At 69.7% G+C, this 17752-nt stretch carries 15 protein-coding genes; 3 read left to right on the top strand and 12 right to left on the bottom strand.

Annotated features, from left to right (window positions below; genetic code table 11):
- Positions 1–495: 495 nt before the first annotated feature.
- From ABFX54_RS26975 to ABFX54_RS26965, 3 genes are all read right to left on the bottom strand, one after another.
- Positions 496–1542, bottom strand: a complete 1047-nt coding sequence (locus ABFX54_RS26975) for a threonine aldolase family protein (RefSeq protein WP_346109204.1) — start codon at positions 1540–1542, stop codon at positions 496–498.
- Between the two features lie 265 nt (positions 1543–1807).
- Positions 1808–2758 carry a D-alanine--D-alanine ligase family protein gene (locus ABFX54_RS26970; protein WP_326633027.1) on the bottom strand — a complete coding sequence of 317 codons (951 nt, stop codon included), beginning with the start codon at positions 2756–2758 and terminating at the stop codon, positions 1808–1810.
- A gap of 166 nt (positions 2759–2924) precedes the next feature.
- Complete coding sequence (locus tag ABFX54_RS26965) at positions 2925–4157, bottom strand: aminotransferase-like domain-containing protein (protein WP_346109297.1); 1233 nt, start codon at positions 4155–4157, stop codon at positions 2925–2927.
- 358 nt (positions 4158–4515) lie between these two features.
- Between ABFX54_RS26965 and ABFX54_RS26960 the strand changes: the two genes are divergently transcribed.
- Positions 4516–5043, top strand: coding sequence for a GNAT family N-acetyltransferase (locus ABFX54_RS26960; RefSeq protein WP_245955976.1), 528 nt, complete (start codon positions 4516–4518; stop codon positions 5041–5043).
- Positions 5044–5184: 141 nt separating this feature from the next.
- Here the strand turns inward: ABFX54_RS26960 and trxA are convergent, their stop codons facing one another.
- The 8 genes from trxA to ABFX54_RS26920 form a co-directional block, all read right to left on the bottom strand.
- Positions 5185–5499: a thioredoxin gene (gene trxA, locus ABFX54_RS26955; RefSeq protein ID WP_326633025.1), complete on the bottom strand. Its 315-nt coding sequence runs from the start codon at positions 5497–5499 to the stop codon at positions 5185–5187.
- A gap of 11 nt (positions 5500–5510) precedes the next feature.
- The gene (gene trxB / locus ABFX54_RS26950) at positions 5511–6443 is read right to left on the bottom strand and encodes a thioredoxin-disulfide reductase (RefSeq protein WP_346109202.1); all 933 of its coding nucleotides are present in this window, start codon (positions 6441–6443) and stop codon (positions 5511–5513) included.
- Positions 6444–6590: 147 nt separating this feature from the next.
- Positions 6591–7532 (bottom strand): anti-sigma factor family protein, encoded by a 942-nt coding sequence (locus ABFX54_RS26945; protein WP_346109200.1) that lies wholly within the window; start codon positions 7530–7532, stop codon positions 6591–6593.
- Entirely contained in the window at positions 7522–8157 is a 636-nt protein-coding gene (gene sigM / locus ABFX54_RS26940; RefSeq protein ID WP_346109199.1) for an RNA polymerase sigma factor SigM, read from the bottom strand. Before sigM ends, ABFX54_RS26945 begins: the two co-directional genes overlap by 11 nt.
- A 15-nt stretch (positions 8158–8172) precedes the next feature.
- Positions 8173–9627, bottom strand: coding sequence for a protein kinase family protein (locus ABFX54_RS26935; RefSeq protein ID WP_346109197.1), 1455 nt, complete (start codon positions 9625–9627; stop codon positions 8173–8175).
- Positions 9628–9859: 232 nt separating this feature from the next.
- Positions 9860–11464 carry a murein biosynthesis integral membrane protein MurJ gene (gene murJ / locus ABFX54_RS26930; RefSeq protein ID WP_346109195.1) on the bottom strand — a complete coding sequence of 535 codons (1605 nt, stop codon included), beginning with the start codon at positions 11462–11464 and terminating at the stop codon, positions 9860–9862.
- Complete coding sequence (locus ABFX54_RS26925) at positions 11461–13578, bottom strand: DUF6049 family protein (protein ID WP_346109193.1); 2118 nt, start codon at positions 13576–13578, stop codon at positions 11461–11463. The genes murJ and ABFX54_RS26925 overlap by 4 nt, the downstream gene beginning before the upstream one ends.
- A 50-nt stretch (positions 13579–13628) precedes the next feature.
- Positions 13629–14153, bottom strand: a complete 525-nt coding sequence (locus ABFX54_RS26920; protein WP_346109191.1) for an aminoacyl-tRNA deacylase — start codon at positions 14151–14153, stop codon at positions 13629–13631.
- Between the two features lie 161 nt (positions 14154–14314).
- On the opposite strand from ABFX54_RS26920, the gene ABFX54_RS26915 reads away from it, so the two are divergent.
- Positions 14315–15715 (top strand): CCA tRNA nucleotidyltransferase, encoded by a 1401-nt coding sequence (locus ABFX54_RS26915; RefSeq protein ID WP_346109189.1) that lies wholly within the window; start codon positions 14315–14317, stop codon positions 15713–15715.
- Here the strand turns inward: ABFX54_RS26915 and ABFX54_RS26910 are convergent.
- Complete coding sequence (locus tag ABFX54_RS26910) at positions 15695–16981, bottom strand: MFS transporter (protein WP_346109188.1); 1287 nt, start codon at positions 16979–16981, stop codon at positions 15695–15697. The two genes, ABFX54_RS26915 and ABFX54_RS26910, sit on opposite strands and share 21 nt — an antisense overlap.
- 106 nt (positions 16982–17087) lie before the next feature.
- Here ABFX54_RS26910 and idi point away from each other — a divergent pair, with 106 nt between their 5' ends.
- Entirely contained in the window at positions 17088–17672 is a 585-nt protein-coding gene (gene idi / locus ABFX54_RS26905) for an isopentenyl-diphosphate Delta-isomerase (RefSeq protein ID WP_346109186.1), read from the top strand.
- Positions 17673–17752: the final 80 nt, after the last annotated feature.

Genomic DNA, 17752 nt, shown 5'->3' with positions numbered 1-17752 from the left:
CCCCGCCATTCGCGTCGCCCGCCGTACGCGTCCCCCGCCATTCGCGTCGCCCGCCGTACGCGTCGCCCGCCGTACGCGTCGCCTGGCGTGCGGGCCGCCTGGTGCCGCCGCCGGCCGGCGTGCACACTGCTGGGCGGGCGGGCCGCCTCACGTTTGCGCCAATCGGCGTACCCGCCGTCCGAGGCGCGGGTCGTTTGGTGGCCGTGTCGCCGTGCGTCATGGATGCCGCTGGTGTGTGCGGGTCGCTGGCCGGTTGGCGGGCGTCTGCGTGGGGCGGTCGGGGTGCCGGTTGGAGGTGCGGGCTGAAGAAGTGGATCGCATGCGGGTGCACCGGTCTTGCCGGGGTCCGTCGGCGGTGCTGCCGTAGAAGTCGTTCCTCTGCGGTGGATGTGGTGGCGGTTGGCGGTAGCTGCGTGCGTTGGTGTGGTGATCGGCTCCTGCGGTGCGCCAGTCTGCGGGGCTTCGGCTTTCCTGCCGGTCCGTGTCTTGGCGGTGTTAGGCGGAGGCGGCCTTGTGGAGGTCGTCGAGGAAGTCGTCCACTTGCTCCGGGGTGGTGTCGAAGGCGGTCATCCAGCGGACCGTGTCGGCGGTCTCGTTCCAGTAGTGGAACAGGTAGCGCTGGCGGAGCGTTTCGGCGACGGTGATCGGGAGGGTGGCGAAGACGGCGTTGCCCTCAACGGGGTAGGCGAGGGAGACGCCGGGAACGTCGGTCAGTCCATCCGCCAGGCGGGCGGCCATGCTGTTGGCGTGGGCCGCGTTCTGGCGCCAGAGGTCGTCCGTGAGGAGTGCCGAGAGTTGCGCCGAGATGAAGCGCATCTTCGAGGCGAGCTGGAGTGACTGGCGGCGAAGGAACGGGACGCCGCCCGCCATGGACGGGTCGAGGACCACGACGGCCTCCGCGGCCAGGGCGCCGTTCTTGGTGCCGCCGAAGCTGAACACGTCGACTCCGGCGTCCGTCGTGATGGCCTTCAGATCGCAGTCGAGGTACGCGGCCGCGTTGGCGAGTCTGGCGCCGTCCACGTGAAGCCGGAGCCCGTTCCCGTGTGCTGTCTCGGCGAGGGCGGCGATCTCGGTGGGGGAGTAGCAGGTGCCGAGTTCCGTGACCTGAGAGATGGAGACGACGGCCGGCTGAGACTCGTGCGGGTTGCCGATCCCGCCGAGGCGTGACTCGATGTCGGCCGGGCGCAGCTTGCCGTCCTCCGTCGGGATCGTCATGAGCTTCACCCCGAGCAGCCGTTCCGACGCCCCCGCTTCGTGGGTGGCGATGTGGGCGCTGTCGGCGCAGAGGATGGCGTCGTAGCGGCCGAGCATGAGAGAGAGGCCGACCATGTTGGCGCCCGCTCCGTTGAGTACGGCGAACCCCTGCGCCTGCGGGCCGAACGTCTCCTTCGCCTTGGTCTCGAACGTCGACGTCCAGCTGTCGTCGCCGTACGCGGGCGCGTCTCCTTGGTTCGCGGCGGCGATGGCTTCGAGGATGGTGGGGTGGACGCCGGCGTGGTTGTCGCTGGCGAAGCTCTTGGGGTACATCGAATCGATCAGCACATGGGTAAGGCTACTTATGGGACGAAGGCCGCCTGCCCCGGACCCGCACCCCAACGAGGTGGTCGTCTCGGGTCGGGCGTCTCGGTTCCGTTGTCCTGGCCTGAGGTTGGTGCCGCTCGGACGCCGCCTGATCGGGTGACCACATTCCGCACCGCTGAGGCGGCGGTGCGGGAAGTGGGTGGCACGGTCACACAGTCGGCCAGGCCACGCTCTCTCCCCCCGATGTGAGTACGCCGTGCGGAGGGGTCGGCGCGGGGGAGTGAGGTCAGGTGCGGGAGGCGGCGTTTTGGAGAAGGGTGCGGCAGAGGTCGCCCAGATCCTGGCCGGCCGCCTCCGCCGACATCGGCAGCAGCGAGGTCTCCGTCATCCCCGGCGCCACGTTGACCTCCAGGAAGTGCGGCACCCCGTCGGCGTCCACGATCAGGTCGGTACGGGAGATGTCCCGAAGGCCCAGGGCGGTGTGCGCGGTGACCGCAGTCTCGGCGCAGGCGGTGGCCGCCTGGGCCGAGAGGCGGGCCGGGGCGAAGAACTCGGTGTGGCCGGCGGTGTAGCGGGCCGCGTAGTCGTAGACGCCCTCGTCCGGGACGATCTCCACGGCGGGCAGGGCCACGGGGCCGTTGCCGAAGTCGACGACGGAGACCGCCACCTCCACGCCCTCCACGTACCGCTCGATCAACGCCGTGTCACCGTACGCGAAGCAGCCGACCATCGCCGCGGGCAGTTCCTCCGCGGTACGGACGATGGAGGCGCCCAGCGCGGATCCGCCACGGGCGGGCTTGACGAACAGGGGCAGCCCGAGCCGCTCCACGATGCGCCCGAGCACCACCGTGGCGCCGAGGTCGTGGAAGGTCTCCTTCGGCAGCGTGACGGACTCGGGCGTGCGTACGCCGAAGGAGCGGACGACGGCCTTGGCGGTGGGCTTGTCGAAGGCCACCCGGCAGGCGTCGGGATCGGCGCCGACGTAGGGGACGTTGAGCAGCTCCAGCACGGATCGGATGGCGCCGTCCTCGCCGGCGCCGCCGTGCAGGGTCACGAACACCGCGTCCGGCGGGTCGGCCAGGATCGAGGGGACGAGTGAGGCGTCGGTGTCGCGGGCCTCGACGTCGACGCCCGCCGCGCGCAGCACCTCGCTGACCCGGCGACCCGAGCGCAGAGACACCTCCCGCTCATAGGAGAGGCCTCCGGCCAGCACGAGCACGTGGCCCAGATCGCTCATCACATCTCCTCTGCTGATGCCGCTGATGGCACGCTGTCCAACCGTACCGGCGTGGGCGGCGAAGGGTGTACGCGGCGGTGTCTTCTCCCCTCCCAGCGAAATACCCTCTCAGGGAACGAGAAAGGGGGCCGGCGTCGCCCGCCGGCCCCCTACGTGCTCGCGGCGGTCAGGCCAGGTCGGGCCCGGGCGTGTCGACGCCTTGGTGGTCACGCGCGGACGACGTGCCGAACGTGTCCCTCAGCTGCATCTCCTGATCGATCACCCCGGCCAGTCGCCGCACCCCCTCACGGATCCGGTCAGGCTCTGGGTAGCAGTAGGACAGCCGCATGTGCCGCGCCCCGCTGCCGTCGGAGAAGAACCCGGTCCCGGGGACGAACGCCACCCGCTCGGCCACGGCCCGGGGCAGGATCGCCTTCGAGTCGAGCCCTTCCGGCAGCGTGGCCCAGACGAAGAAGCCGCCCCCGGGCCGGGTCCAGGTGACCTCGGGCGGCATCAGCGCTTCGAGCGCGTCGAGCAACGCGTCGCGGCGGTCGCGGTAGAGCTCCCTGAACGTCTTGATCTGCTCTTGCCACGGCTGCGTGGCCAGGTATTCGCCCACCGCGAGCTGCGTGAACGAGGAGTGCGACAGCACGGCCGACTCCATGGCGAGCACGAGCTTCTCGCGGATGGCGTGGGGGGCCAGGGCCCAGCCGACGCGGAAGCCGGGGGCCAGCGTCTTGGAGAACGAACCGAGATAGACCACTCCGTCGGGATTGTCGGCCCGCAGGGCCGGCAGGGGATCGCCGTCGAAGCCGAGCAGCCCGTAGGGATTGTCCTCGATGATGAGGATCCCGGCCCGCTGGCAGATGTCGAGCACCTGCTGCCGGCGGGCGATGTTGAGCGTGACGCCGCCGGGGTTGTGGAAGGTCGGGATCGTGTAGAGGAACTTGACCGGTGCCCCGGCCGTCTCCAGCGCGTAGATGGTCTGCGCCAGCGATTCGGGCACGATGCCCTGATCGTCCATGGCGATATGGACCACTTTCGCCTGGTAGGCGGCAAAAGTCCCCAGAGCTCCCACGTACGAGGGACCCTCGGCCAGGATCACGTCACCCGGGTCGATGAAGATCCGGGTGATCAGGTCGAGGGCCTGTTGCGAACCGACGGTGACGACCACGTCGTTCGCCCCGGCGTTGATCCCCTCCAGCCGCATGACCTCGCAGATCTGCTCACGCAGATGCGGGTCGCCCTGGCCGGAGCCGTACTGCAGCGCGACGGGGCCGCGCCGGGTGACGAGCTCGGAGACGAGCTCGCCGACCATGTCGAGGGGGAGCGCCGTGACGTACGGCATGCCGCCGGCGAGCGAGACCACCTCGGGCCTGGACGCGACGGCGAAGAGAGCTCGGATCTCGGAGGCGACCATCCCGGTAGCTCGCGCGGCATACCGATCGACGTAGGCGTCGATGCGCGACCCTTGGGTCGCGGGTGTCTGACCGTGATCCCGCTCTTCCGTCACGGCCCACCTCCTAGGTTCATATCGGACGGAAATACCAGATTACGCCAGACGGACATGTCGCCCGTCGCCGGGCTCGCCGGTGGCGGTGTCCGCTGGCGGCATCTTCACTGAGCTACGATGCCACCTGTAGACGCGGTTTTCGCGCGCTTTTCCGGGTCAAGGATAGGGGCCGTAGTTGTCGCGCCGGCTGGTCAACATAACCCTGGACAATGTGGAAGATCTACCGCGGCGCTGCCGAAGGTGCGTCTTCTGGGAGCTCGATCCCATGAGCGGGGAGCGGGCGGTCGATTCAGGCGATCCTGCGCTGGAGAAGGAGGCCTGGATCTCCGGCACCCTGCTCGAATGGGGCAGTTGCGGGAAGATCGCCTACGTTGACGGGGTGCCGGCCGGGTTCGTGCTCTACAGCCCGCCGCTCTACACGCCACGTTCGGTGGCCTTTCCCACCTCGCCGGTAAGCGCCGACGCCGTGCTGCTGATGACGGCGCACATCATTCCCGAGTTCTCCGGCGGCGGGCTGGGCCGGATGCTGATTCAGGGGGTGGCCAAAGACCTGACCCGGCGCGGGGTGAAAGCCATTGAAGCTTTCGGGGATCTCAAGTGGGAAGAACCTAGTTGCGTAGTTCCGGCCGAATATCTGCTTTCTGTGGGGTTTAAGACGGTTCGTCCGCATTTGCGATTTCCGCGGCTCCGGCTGGAACTGAAGAGCGCCGTTTCGTGGCGCGAGGACGTCGAGGTGGCGCTGGAGCGCCTGCTCGGCTCCATGAGCCCGGAACGGGCGCTCCGTCCCGTCTGAGAGCACCTCAGAGCCGCACAGACGAACGCGGGCGCCAGGCAGGCAGCCCCGGATACGCGAAAGCCCCTCGTGAGCCAGAACGAGGGGCTTTCGGCGGGCCGAGCGCGCCCCGAGACCGGGCGAGCCCCCGCAGGGGGCGTGCTAGATGATGCCCTCGAGCTCGCGAAGCAGCATGGCCTTCGGCTTGGCGCCGATGATCTGCTTCACGACCTCGCCATTCTTGTAGACGTTCATCGTGGGGATCTGGAGCACACCGTACTCGCGCGGAACCTCAGGATTTTCGTCGATGTTCAGCTTGACGATCTCCAGCTTGTCGCCGTGCTCCTTCTCGATCTCCTGAAGGATGGGCGCGACCTGACGGCACGGGCCGCACCACTCGGCCCAGAAGTCGACCAGCACGGGCTTGTCGCTCTTGAGGACCTCGGACTGGAATGTGGCGTCGGTGACAGCCTTCACGGTTGCGCTCCTTACTTCTCGTGGTTAGCGAGCCAGCGCTCGGAGTCGAGCGAGGCCGCACAGCCGGTGCCGGCCGCGGTGATGGCCTGACGGTAGGTGTGGTCCACCACGTCACCCGCGGCGAAGACGCCGTCGATGTTGGTCGCGGTGGTCGGCGAGGCGACCTTGATGTAGCCGTCCTCGTCGAGGTCGATCTGGCCCTTGACCAGCTCGGTGCGGGGATCGTGGCCGATCGCCAGGAACAGCGCGTCGGCGGCCAGCTCGCACTCCTCGCCGGTCTTGACGTCGCGCAGCTTCACCGCCTCCACCTTGCTGTCGCCGAGCACGTCGACGACCTCGGAGTCCCAGACGAAGCGGATCTTGTCATTGGCCATGGCCCGGTCCTGCATGATCTTGCTGGCCCGCAGCGTGTCGCGGCGGTGCACCACCGTCACCATGCGCCCGAACCTGGTCAGGAACGTGGCCTCCTCCATCGCGGTGTCGCCGCCGCCCACGACCACGATGTCCTTGTTGCGGAAGAAGAACCCGTCACAGGTCGCGCACCAGGACACGCCGTGGCCGGACAGCCGCTTCTCGTTCTTCAGGCCCAGCTCGCGATAGCCGGAGCCCATGGCCAGGATGACGGACTTGGCGTAGTAGGTCTCGGTGTGGGTCTTGACGACCTTGGGGTTGGCCTCCAGGTCGACCTCGACGACGTCGTCCGCGACCAGCTCGGCGCCGAACCGCTCGGCCTGCTTGCGTAGGTTGTCCATCAGGTCGGGGCCCATGATGCCGTCGGGGAACCCGGGGAAGTTCTCCACGTCGGTGGTGTTCATCAGCGCACCACCGGCGGTGACGGACCCCTCGAAGACCAACGGCTTGAGTTCGGCGCGCGCGGAGTAGACGGCCGCGGTATAGCCTGCTGGGCCGGATCCGATAATGATCACGTTACGAACGTCGCTCAACGCTCCCACGCCTTCCTCGTCTGCTGTTGCCACCGGCGTCAACAGATCCTAGGCCGCCGAGATTCCCGCCCCTACCGGGCAACGCCATGACACGGCCGAGACAAAACGAAAGAGCCCGCCGAAGCGGGCTCTGACGTGGAGCTTTGCTTACCAGCGGCCCAGGGAGGGCTTGCGCAGGTTCTTGCAGCTGAACGGATCGACGACGTCGATGCGGACCTTCTTGGCGGCCCGCTGCTTCCACGAGGCCACGATGAGCGCCTCCTGGCCGTTGTACTGGCCCTGGTCCACCGCGAACACGTCGAGCTTGGCCCGCCGCGACACGGTGGTGACGCACTTGGCGACCTCGTCGGCACTGGAGGAGCTGCCGATGATGGGCGCGGGACCCAGGAAGCTCTGCAGGCTCATCCGCAGCTCGGGGTCGCTGTAGTTGTGGTTGCTGTCGGTCAGCGCGTAGGACTTGGCCCGCTGCGAGTCTCTCGGTGGCTGCTCGGAAGTCGCCGGCTGCGACTGCCGCGGCGGGGTCTGGACCGGCAGGGCGACCGGTGCCGCGCCGCCTTCGCCCCCTCCTCCCGCGGCCAGCAGGTTGGTGGAGGCCACGGCCGTGCCGACCACGACGGCCGCCGCCGCTGCCGCGACCGCCGGCATCGCCCATCGGCGCCGCCGGATCGTCCGGCTCCTGGCCGGGACGATGCTGCCGTCGTCGGAGACCACGCCGAGCCGGACCGGCTGGAGGACGTCATCCGGGTCTGGACCCGCGGTCCGCGGCGCCTCGGCGGCCTGCCGCTCCCAGGGGGAGTCCCGCATGAGCTCGTCCCAGTCCGGTGCTTCCGCCAGGCCGACACCTCCGCCGCGCCTGGAGCCCGCCTCGGCGGCCAGGGCCTTGTCGATGCGGAGTGCGACACCCATCGGCATTGCCGGAGTGGGGGTCGCCGCCAGCACCTCGCGAACCGCCGCCAGGTCGGCCAGTAGCTCCCCACAGGGGTCGCAGACCGCGAGATGCTCGCGGACCTGGCGCGCCGTGCCGACGTCCAAGAGGTCCTCGGCCAGTTCGGCGAGGATCTCAAGATCGTAGTGCGTATCACCCGTCACGAAGTTCTGCTCCCTTCGCGGATGAGACGCGATTGAGTTCCGATCGGTTCCGCAGATGCGAAAGAATTGGGGCAAGTTTCGCGCGTCCTCGGGCACACCTGCTCTTCACCGTCCCGCTCGGCACCTGGAGCACCTGAGCTGCGTCTTCGACCGAATAGCCCATCATGTCGACCAGCACCAACGCCGCGCGCTGGTCGGCCGGCAGCAGTTTGAGCGCGGCCGAAACCTCCATGGAGACCTCGCGCTCGACGGTCTGGTCGGGCAGCGGGGTCTCGCGCTCGGCGGCCTCGATGAGCTCGTCGTCGGCGACCGGTCTGACGGACTTGCGGCGCATCCTGTCGAGGCAGGCGTTGACCACGATCCGGTGCAGCCAGGTGGTGACGGCTGCCTCGCCGCGAAACGTGGCGGCTTTTCGATATGCGGAGACGAAGGCGTCCTGCACGGCGTCGGCGGCCTCGTCGGGATCACCGAGCGTACGCAGGGCAACCGCCCACATGCGGTCGCGGTGCCTCTTGACGATTTCGCTGAAGGCGTGTGGATCCCCGTTGATGTGCGCGGTCAGCAGCTCGGCGTCTGTGACCGCCGGCCGCTCCGCTGCTGAGGGTGTCTCGGGTGGGGAGTTCACAAGAGAGTTTCCTGATTATGCCGATCCGGGAGAGTGCACCACTACCTCATAGATGGTGCCATGAAAAGTGCCTGCATCCGTCGGAACACGCGTAAACCAGATCAAAACGTACTGACCGCTTGCCGCCTCATCAGGGGTAAGGGTGGTTTTACCTGCGGCGTTCTTCTTGGTGGCCACGGTCTTCAACGAGTCGAGATCGGCTGAGTCGCCCACCTTGAGCTCGACGTTCGCGCCCGGCGCATCCGACAGCGTAGCGACCACGTCGCTGATCTGCACGGACTTGCCCATGTCGAGCAGCAGGCCTACGCCGTCCTTGAGGCGGCCCAGGTCGGCGCTGGTGTAGGTCTCGGTCTTCCACAGGGTGCTGGGCTTGCCGTCGATGGCCAGCTTCGCGAGGTCGGGCTTCTCGTCGCCGTCGCCCAGCGGGTCGAAGCCGCGCGCATTGTCCGGCTTGACGGTCTCGGCCGCGGCGGAGGCGGACGCTGAGGTCGTGGGCTCGGCGCTGGCCGTCCCCGGCGGGGTCGGGCTGCCCAGGCTGCGGCCGATCGTCCAGGCGCCGACGCCGACCGCGGCGATGACCAGCAGCACCACGAGCGTCATCAGCACCCGGTTGAGCGTGCTGCCGCCGCCGTTGGACGGCCGGCGCGGCGGCGCGGGAGGCAGGGGAGGGGGAGCGGGGGCCTTGTGCCGGTGGGCGATGTCGAGGCCCTCGGTGTGGGAGGCCGAGGCCACCGCGGGCGTCGAGGGGTAGCTGATGGGGATCGGCATCGGCCTGGCCACGTCGGCCAGCGCCTCGGCCACCTCGGACGGGGTGGTCAGCGGGCTCTGGCCCCTGCGCGACTCGGGCAGGCAGGCCCGCACGGTGACGGCGTCGAGGTAGCCGGGCACGCCGGCGGTGACCTGGCGGGGCGTGCAGAAGTGGCCGTCGCTCATGGGGGCCGCGGGCAGGCCGCCCTCTTCCTCGTCGCCCGGCCAGTGGCCGGTCAGCCCGGCGTACAGCAGCCGGCCCAGCCCCTCGGCGTCGTCGAGCGCGGGCTGGTCGGTGGTCAGGCCGTACATCGCCGCGTCGACGGCCACGCCGAGCACCTTGACAGTGTTGCCGGTCGTCCATATCAGGTGGGAAGGCTGCAGGCACAGGTGGTAGAGCTGCGCCTCGTGGGCGTGCGCGAGCGCCTCGGCGGCCTCGGCGACCAGCCCGGCCGCCCGGTCGGGCTCCAGCGGCCCTGAGGCCAGCAGGTCGGTCAGGGACTCGCCGTTGACCCACTCGCTGACGACGTAGGAGGCCTTCTCGTCCTCGGCGGCGTCGAACACCTGGGTCAGGCGGGGGTCGGTCAGCCGGCTCGCCGCACGCGCGGCGGTGACGACCTCGTGGACACGGGGGAAGGAGGAGTCGAAAGTGTGCACGGCCACGGGCCGGGCGAGGATCTCGTCGATGGCCTTCCACAACGTGGCGCCTTCGGACTCGCTCACGCGATCCTCGAGCCTGAACCGCTCGGCTAGACGAGTGCCGGGTTCGACGGCCGACGTGCTGCTCACTGGCTCACTCCGCTGCGCCGATCGGGCGTGCTCATTATTGGACGGGCCTGCGTGGGGGTGTCCCACGAAGGCACGTTATGTCGGATGGATCCGCCCACGCCCCTCCTGCTTCCATTCGCGCGTGTCGGGCTCCATGGTAGTGCCGAGAAGATTCCGCCCGCGTTCTTTACCGACCTACCCGCCTCGCGACCATCCCAACGATCGAGTTGACCTCAGGGATGCGCATTCTGTGGGCAACGCCGAGATAGAGCAGCATTCCGAGGCCGCCGCCGATCGCGAGCACGATGACCGAGTTGAGGAAGTCGAGCCCGCCGAAGACCGTGGTGAACAGCCAGACCGAGGCCAGCGCCAGCACGGCCGTGGGGATGGCGGCCAGATACATCCTGGTCATCGCCATGCCGACGGCCCAGCCGCCCAGCCCCTGGACCCGGCGGGAGGCCAGGATCCAGGCCAGGCCCGCGCCCAGCCCGTACGCGATCGCGTACGCCAGAGCCAGCCCCATCACCGCGTAACGAGCCGGCAGCAGCACGAAGAACAGCACCATGAGCAGCGCGTTGACCGCGGTCGTGCCCGCCCCGATGAAGACCGGCGTACGGGTGTCGCCGAAGCTGTAGAAAACGCGCAGCAACAGCTGGAACACCGCGAACGGCACCAGCGCCAGCCCGTAGACCTGCAGCACGTTGCCGATGTAGACGGCGTCGGCGACGCTGTTGGCGCCGTGGCCGTAGATGGGCACGGTGATCGCCGGCCCGAGCACCATGAGCAGCAGCGACACCGGCACCATCAGCGAGCAGACGAGCCGCACGCTGGAGCCGAACTCGCTGCGCACGTCGGCGAAACGCCCGTCGGCCACCGCCCGGCTCATCCGCGGCAGCATGGCCGTGATCACCGAGACGCCGATGACGCCGTAGGGAAGCTGGAAAAGCTGGAACGCCAACGTGTACGGGCTGATCCCGTGACCGTCGACCACGTTGCCCGCCGAGCTGGCCAGGTTGGTCGTCAGCATGAAGCCGAGCTGCGTGACCACCACGTAGCCGATCGTCCACACCCCCGCCCTGCCCATCTCGCCGAGCCGGGCGTTGCGCAGGTCGAAGCGGGGCACGAAGGCGAACCCGACCCGCCGCAGCGCCACGATGAGCACCGCGGCCTGCCCGACGATGCCCGCCGTGGTGCCGAGGCCCAGGAGCGCGAGGTCGGTGTTGGTGACCTTGTCGATGTCGCCGCCGGTGCCGACCACCGCGTAGAGCACGAACATCACGATGACGACGAGGTTGTTGACCACCGGGGCCCACATGGGGGCGCCGTAGCGGTCACGGGTGTTGAGAATGGCCCCGGCCACCGCGCCGACGCCGAAGAAGGCGAGCTGCGGCAGGATGAAGCGGGCCAGCGTGACCGCGACCTCGAAGCGCCTGCTGCCCGGGTCCCAGTCGGTGTAGAGGTCGATCAGCAGCGGCGCGGCCAGCACGGCCGCCACCGCGACCACGACCAGCGCGACCGTGGAGATCGTCAGCAGCCGCTGCTCGTAGGCCCGGCCGCCGTCCTCGTCGCTCTGCTGGGCACGGACGATCATCGGCACCACGACGCTGCTCAGCACACCCAGCAGCAGCAGGTCGAGGATGCTGTACGGGATCGCGTACGCCGCGTTGTAGGCGTCGCCCAGAGCCGCCGTGCCGATGGCGTAGGCGAGCACCATCGTCCGCACGAACCCCGTGACCCTGGACACCATGGTGCCCGCCGCCATGATGGCGCTGGCCCGAAGCATGCGGCTCATACGGATTCACTCTCCCGGGTCTTGGCCCGCGCGAGTCTACGCTGAGACCGGCGCCGCAGCAGCCGCGTCACCACGGCCGCGAGCATCACGGTCAGCGCCGCACCCACGATCACCAGGGCGATCCCGGTGTAGCCGGTGGTGCGGATGGTCAGGCGTTGCGGTTTGCCGTAGACCTGGCCGTCGGCGGTCCGCAGCTCCACGGTCACCGTGGCGTCGCCGCTGGTGTCGGGGGCGGCGCTCATCGGGACCTGGACGGTGCCGATCTGGCCGCCACCTATCGGCAGCTCCTTGCGCCAGTTGACCAGCAGCAGCTCGGGGTTGTTGGACCTGACCTCGATGTAGAGCTCGACGGGGGTGGACAGCGAGTTCTTCACGCTGATGGGCACGACGCCGTTGCTGCCGGCCAGCGTACGCGGCCGGTCGGGGCCGGAGCCGGTGATCTGGATCTTGTTCGTCTGGGCGTCGACCGCCGCGCTGACCAGCTTGGTGGCCGCGCGGCCCGCTCGGGTGCTGTTGCGCCAGGCCGACGAGGTGAGCCGCAGCACCGCCGCGTCGAAGCGGGACTGCGTCTTCTCGGCCGTGATCAGCGAGGTGAGCTGGGCCTTCGACCAGGCGTCCGCGACCGGAGCCAGGTATTTCCTGCTCAGCTCCTCCTTACGGTCCTGGTCGGTGTAGGTCAGGCCGGCCCGCGGCACGGACGCCTTGCCCGGCTTGAGCGACTCCAGCGGGGCCAGCTGCAGCCACGGCAGCCGGCCGGCCGTCTTGATCAGCGCGGTGACGAGCGTGGGGTTGGGTGACCAGCGCCGCGAGGGGGCGACGACCAGCGACCGCGGCAGGAGCTGACCGGCCTCGCTGGAGATCACCGCGGTCTCGGCGATGAAGCGCTGCGTGCTGAGCACCACCGACGTGCCGGCGGCCGGCTCGAACAGCTTGCTCAGCTCGGCGTCGGCGACCAGCGCCGTGACGGGGCCGCTGACCGAGTCGAGCGTCGCGGCGGCGTCGGGCGTGGTGGTGACGGGCTGCTGCGGCGGCAGGTTGGTGGAGTTGAGCAGCACCCTGTTGACGCCGCTGACCGCGAGCAGGTCGAGCGCGTCGGCGTCGAGCACGCCCGCCGCCGGCCAGTTGACGTTGGTCTTCGCGTTGCGGCTGAGCAGTGCCCTGGCGCTCTGCCCGCCCAGCTCGATGGCGCGCTTGGTCTGCGTGTCGAAGCCCTGGTGGGCCAGCGCGGCCACGTCAGGGTCGGCGTACGGGAGCGCGGCCACGGGCGAGGAGGCGAGCGCGGTGCGCATGCCCGTCAGCCACTGCCCGGCCGCGGTGCTGGCCGGCTTGGCCTGATCGCCGTCCTTGGTCTTGACCTTGTAGCCCTTGGTCATCGCGTTGAGGTCGTCGAGCAGCGCCGGGTCGAACACCCAGGTGACGCTGGCCGGCGCGGACTGCGCGATCTGCAGCAGGTCGGCCAGGCGGCCCTTGCCCGCGAGCGACTGGCTGAGCTTGTCGTCCACGAACAGGTTGTCGTCGGCGGCGCGGTGGGGCTGGTCGATGACGGGCAGTGCGACGGCGAGCTTGTTGCGCGGGGGACGCTGCGGCGTGACCGGCGCGTACGTGAGCATGGTGCGCTCGGCCGTGACCGGCACGCGGAACTGGGCGACGTCGACGGCGATCCGGTAGACGCCGAACTCCCGCAGGCCGAGCTGCACGGGCGTGGCGGTGATCTCCCAGCGCTGCGAGGCGCCCGCGGCGAGCGGCGGGATGTCCATGAACGAGTTGCGCGTGGACACGTTGAAGGGGAGCGTCTGGTTGTTCTGGTCGCTCAGGTAGGCGGCCATGGCGGCGCGGTCGGTGACCTTCTGGGCGTCGTAACGCAGGCGTACCTGGAGGCCGGACATGGGGGCACCGGTGCCGTTGCGGACCGTACCGGTGATCTTGATCACATCGGTGACGTTCTTCGGCACGTCCGGCGTGATCGAGGTGATCGACACGGTGAGACTCTGGCGCGCCGCGGCCGAGGCGGGGGAGGCACTCGTCTTCGTGGCAGCCGCGCCCGGCGCCGCCGCCACCAGGGGGGCGAGCAGCGCGGCTGACAACGCGGCGAGCAGCGTGGCCTTACGGATCACGCGAATGCCCGGCCTGGACTACGACGACGCACGCCCGCAATGGTACGGGCTCAGTGCCGTCGTGCGACCGCCACACGTGATCCTCGCGGGCGCGGACCGCGTAGGTCGACCATCTTGCCTGGCAGGACGGTCAGCAGGTCGAGCGCACGAAGAGAGAGCGCCGTGTGCCGCTCGCCGGTGGCGGTGAAGACGAGTTCGTCGTCGAGGACGAGCCGGTCGTCGACGAACATGGGCAGCGACTCCGGCAGCAGCAGCGGGCACACGAGCCCGTCGGCGTAGTCGGTGGCGGCGTTGACCACGCGAGCGGGCGCGGGACGTACGTGGCGGGCGCCGAGCAGGGCGCCGACGGCTCCCGGCCGCGGCGGCGAGGAGACGGGCGAGGTGACCCCGATGACGACCTCGCTGCCGACCCTGGTCGTGACGTCGAGCACCGTGACCGTCAGGCACCGCTCGGGCGCCGCGGAGACCGCCTCCGGCAGCTCTTCCGCGCATGTCATGGGACGCGGAAGGCGTACGATCTCATGATGGACCTGGTGTGCGAGGAGCCAGCGGTGGATCGCGAGGGCGTCCTTCATATAGTCCTCCTTGCCGCATTCCATGGCCCCCGACGGTCCTTGGACCGACGGTAACCCGGACCTGGTGTGGCTCGGGGGATATGTTTCGGGAAGCCACCTCACACGACGAAGGCCGACTCAGTTTGTCCGACACAACTCTGACCGAAAGCCAGCAGCAGGCCATGAACGACCTGTTCCGCAAGATCGCCCCGGTGGCCGACGAGCTCGGCCGCCTGTTCGCCGCGCACGGCCATGAGCTGGCCCTCGTCGGTGGTCCCGTGCGTGACCTCCTGCTCGGCCGCGTCGGCAACGACCTCGACCTGACCACCGACGCCCACCCCGAGCGGGTGCTGGAGATCGTCAGAGACTGGGCCGACTCCGTGTGGACGATCGGCATCGACTTCGGCACGGTCGGCCTGCGCAAGGGCAGCTGGCTGATCGAGATCACGACGTACCGCAGCGAGTCCTACGACCCGAAGTCGCGCAAGCCGGACGTCATGTACGGCGAGACGCTCGAAGCCGACCTGGAGCGGCGCGACTTCGCCGCCAACGCGATGGCGGTACGCCTGCCAGGCCACGAGTTCGTCGACCCCTACGGCGGCCTCGACGACCTGCGCGCCAAGCTGATGCGCACCCCTGGCCCGCCCGAGCGGTCCTTCGCCGACGACCCGCTGCGCATGCTGCGGGCCGCCAGGTTCGCCTCGCAGCTCGGCTTCACCGTGGACGACGCGGCGATCGCGGCGATGACCGCGATGGCCGAGCGGATCGAGATCGTCTCGGCCGAACGCATCCGCGACGAGCTCGACAAGCTGATCTGCGGCGCGGGCCCGCGCGAGGGCCTGCGGCTGCTGGTGGAGACGGGGCTGGCCGCCCACGTGCTGCCCGAGCTGCCCAAGCTGCGCCTGGAGATCGACGAGCACCACCGGCACAAGGACGTCTACGAGCACACGCTGACCGTGCTCGACCAGGCCATCGCCCAGGAGGAGGACGGCAAGCCCGACCGCATCCTGCGCTGGGCGGCCCTCATGCACGACATCGGCAAGCCCAAGACCCGCCGCCACGAGGCCGGCGGGCGGGTGTCGTTCCACCACCACGAGGTGGTCGGCGCGCAGATGACCAGGAAGCGCATGACGGAGCTGAAGTTCCCGAAGGACGTGGTGTCCGACGTCTCCCAGCTCGTCGAGCTGCACCTGCGTTTCCACGGCTACGGCACCGGCGAGTGGACCGACAGCGCCGTGCGCCGCTACGTGCGCGACGCCGGCCCTCTGCTCAGCCGGCTGCACAAGCTGACCAGGGCCGACTGCACCACCCGCAACAAGCGCAAGGCCGCGGCGCTGTCGCGGACCTACGACCAGCTCGAAGAGCGCATCGCCAGGCTGGCCGAGGAGGAGGAGCTGGCCAAGATCCGGCCCGAGCTGGACGGCAACGAGATCCAGGGCGTGCTCGGCATCGGGCCTGGGCCGGTGGTGGGGCGGGCCTACAAGTTCCTGCTGGAGCTCAGGCTCGACAAGGGCCTGATCGGCAAGGAGGCCGCGACCGAGGCGCTGCGGGAGTGGGCCAGGTCAAACGACCTTGGCGCGTGAGGACGCGGTGATCATCCGGTAGGCGAGCCCGGCCACGGGATAGCCCAGCGAGATGATCATCACGGCCAGGTACGACTTGCCGTCCGGCGGCAGGATGGCCGCCGACAGGGCCGCGGCGAGCACGTACATGCCGTTGAAGAGCATGTCGTAGATGGAGAAGGCGCGGCCGCGGTAGAGGTCCTCGACGTCGCGCTGCACGGTCGTGTCGGCGCAGATCTTGACGCTCTGCCCGGCCACGCCCAGCACGAACCCGGCCAGCGGCAGCCCCCACTCCTGGAACGGCAGCACCAGCGCCGCCGTCAGCACCCCGGCCACGCTCAGCGCGATCGTCACCCACCGTTCGATGCCGAACCGCTCGGTCGCGTACGGGGTGATGATCACGGCCAGGAAGTAGCCGAAGCCGGAGACGGCCACCACGAGGCTGATGCCGCGCAACGCGGCCTCGGAGTCGCCGTCGGTGAAGTAGTAGCGGTAGAGGATGATGCCGAGCGCGGTGCACATGCCGTACAGGAAGCGGTGGGCCGCCATCGCGCCCATGGTGGCGGCCGCGGTGCGCCGGTGGAGCAGGTGCCTGGCGCCGTCGGCCAGGCCGGTGACCACGTTGCGCATGGCCTGGCGGGCCTGCGGCCGCTCCGGGTCGGGCTCGGGGCCGAGCAGCTGCCGGTCCATCAGCCGGGCGACCAGCGCGCTCATCCCGAACACCACGCCGGAGATGACGAGGAGCAGCGCGACGCCGGAGTCGTCGCCGCCGAAGAGCTCGCGCAGCAGGAAGCCGACGCCCGCGCCCACGAAGGTGACCACGGTGCCGGACGTCGGCGTGACCGCGTTGGCGGCCATCAGCCGGTCGGAGGGCACCACGTGCGGCAGCGAGGCGCCGAGTGCGGCCAGGAAGAATCGGTTGACGCCCAGCACGGCCAGCGCCGCCCCGTAGAAGGCCGCGTCGGGCGCGTCGGCCGCCACCAGCCCGGCGGCCACCAGCAGCAGCGTGCCGCGCACGAACGGGGCCACCATCAGGATCTGCCGCCGCGACCAGCGGTCGATGAAGACGCCGACGAAGGGCCCGAGCACGCTGTAGGGCAGCAGCAGCACGGCCAGGCCCGTGGCGACCTCGAGCGCGGTCGTCTGGTTCTCGGGGCTGAAGAAGGCGAAACCGGTCACCGCGAACTGGAAGATCCCGTCGGAGAACTGGGAGATCAGCCGGGTGCCGAAAAGCCTTCTGAAGTCCCTGCCCCGCAGGACCACACGCAGATCGGCGACGAAAGACACGCCGACAGCCTAGCCCCGCCCCCGTCGTCTAGGATGCGGCAGAGGTTGGTGCAGCAGGTGGGCAGCGGGTTCCTAAGCGTGTAGCTGATCTCGTACGCTTCATAGCGTGACGACAGAGGAACACGTTGTGCTGGTCGACCGCGACGGCCATGCGCTCGGCACCGCGCCCAAGACGTCGGTGCACGGCCGTGAGACCCCCCTTCACCTGGCGTTCTCCAGCTACGTCTTCGACGGGGAAGGCCGCGTGCTGCTCACCAAGCGGGCGGATCACAAGCTCACCTGGCCGGGGGTGTGGACCAACAGCTGCTGTGGCCATCCGCTGCCGGGCGAGGCCCTCGACCACGCGGTCGTGCGCCGGCTCTCCTACGAGCTGGGACTGGTGGCCGAGCGCGCCGACCTGCTGCTGCCCGGCTTCTCCTACCGGGCGGTGATGGCCAACGGCATCGTCGAGCACGAGCTGTGCCCGGTCTACCGCGTGCTCGTCGACGCGCCTGTCGCGCCCAACCCGGACGAGGTGGGCGAGACGTGGTGGATGCCGTGGAAGGAGTTCGCCGACGCGGCGCGCAACGGGCTGCTGGCGATCTCGCCGTGGTGCAGGGAGCAGGTGCCGCTGCTGATCGAGCTCGGCTCCGACCCGCTGACCTGGTCGCCTGCCTCCCTCGACGAGCTGCCGCCGGCGGCCCGCCCGTAACGGCGCGCGAAAGGGCCGCGAAACGGCCGAGGCCGCACCCCCCCCCCCCGGGGGGGGGGGGGGTCGGGAAGGGGGGAGGA

Origin of the sequence: Nonomuraea maheshkhaliensis, from assembly GCF_039529435.1 — a bacterium.
GTDB lineage: Bacteria > Actinomycetota > Actinomycetes > Streptosporangiales > Streptosporangiaceae > Nonomuraea > Nonomuraea maheshkhaliensis.
This window is presented reverse-complemented; position numbering and strand designations above follow the sequence as displayed.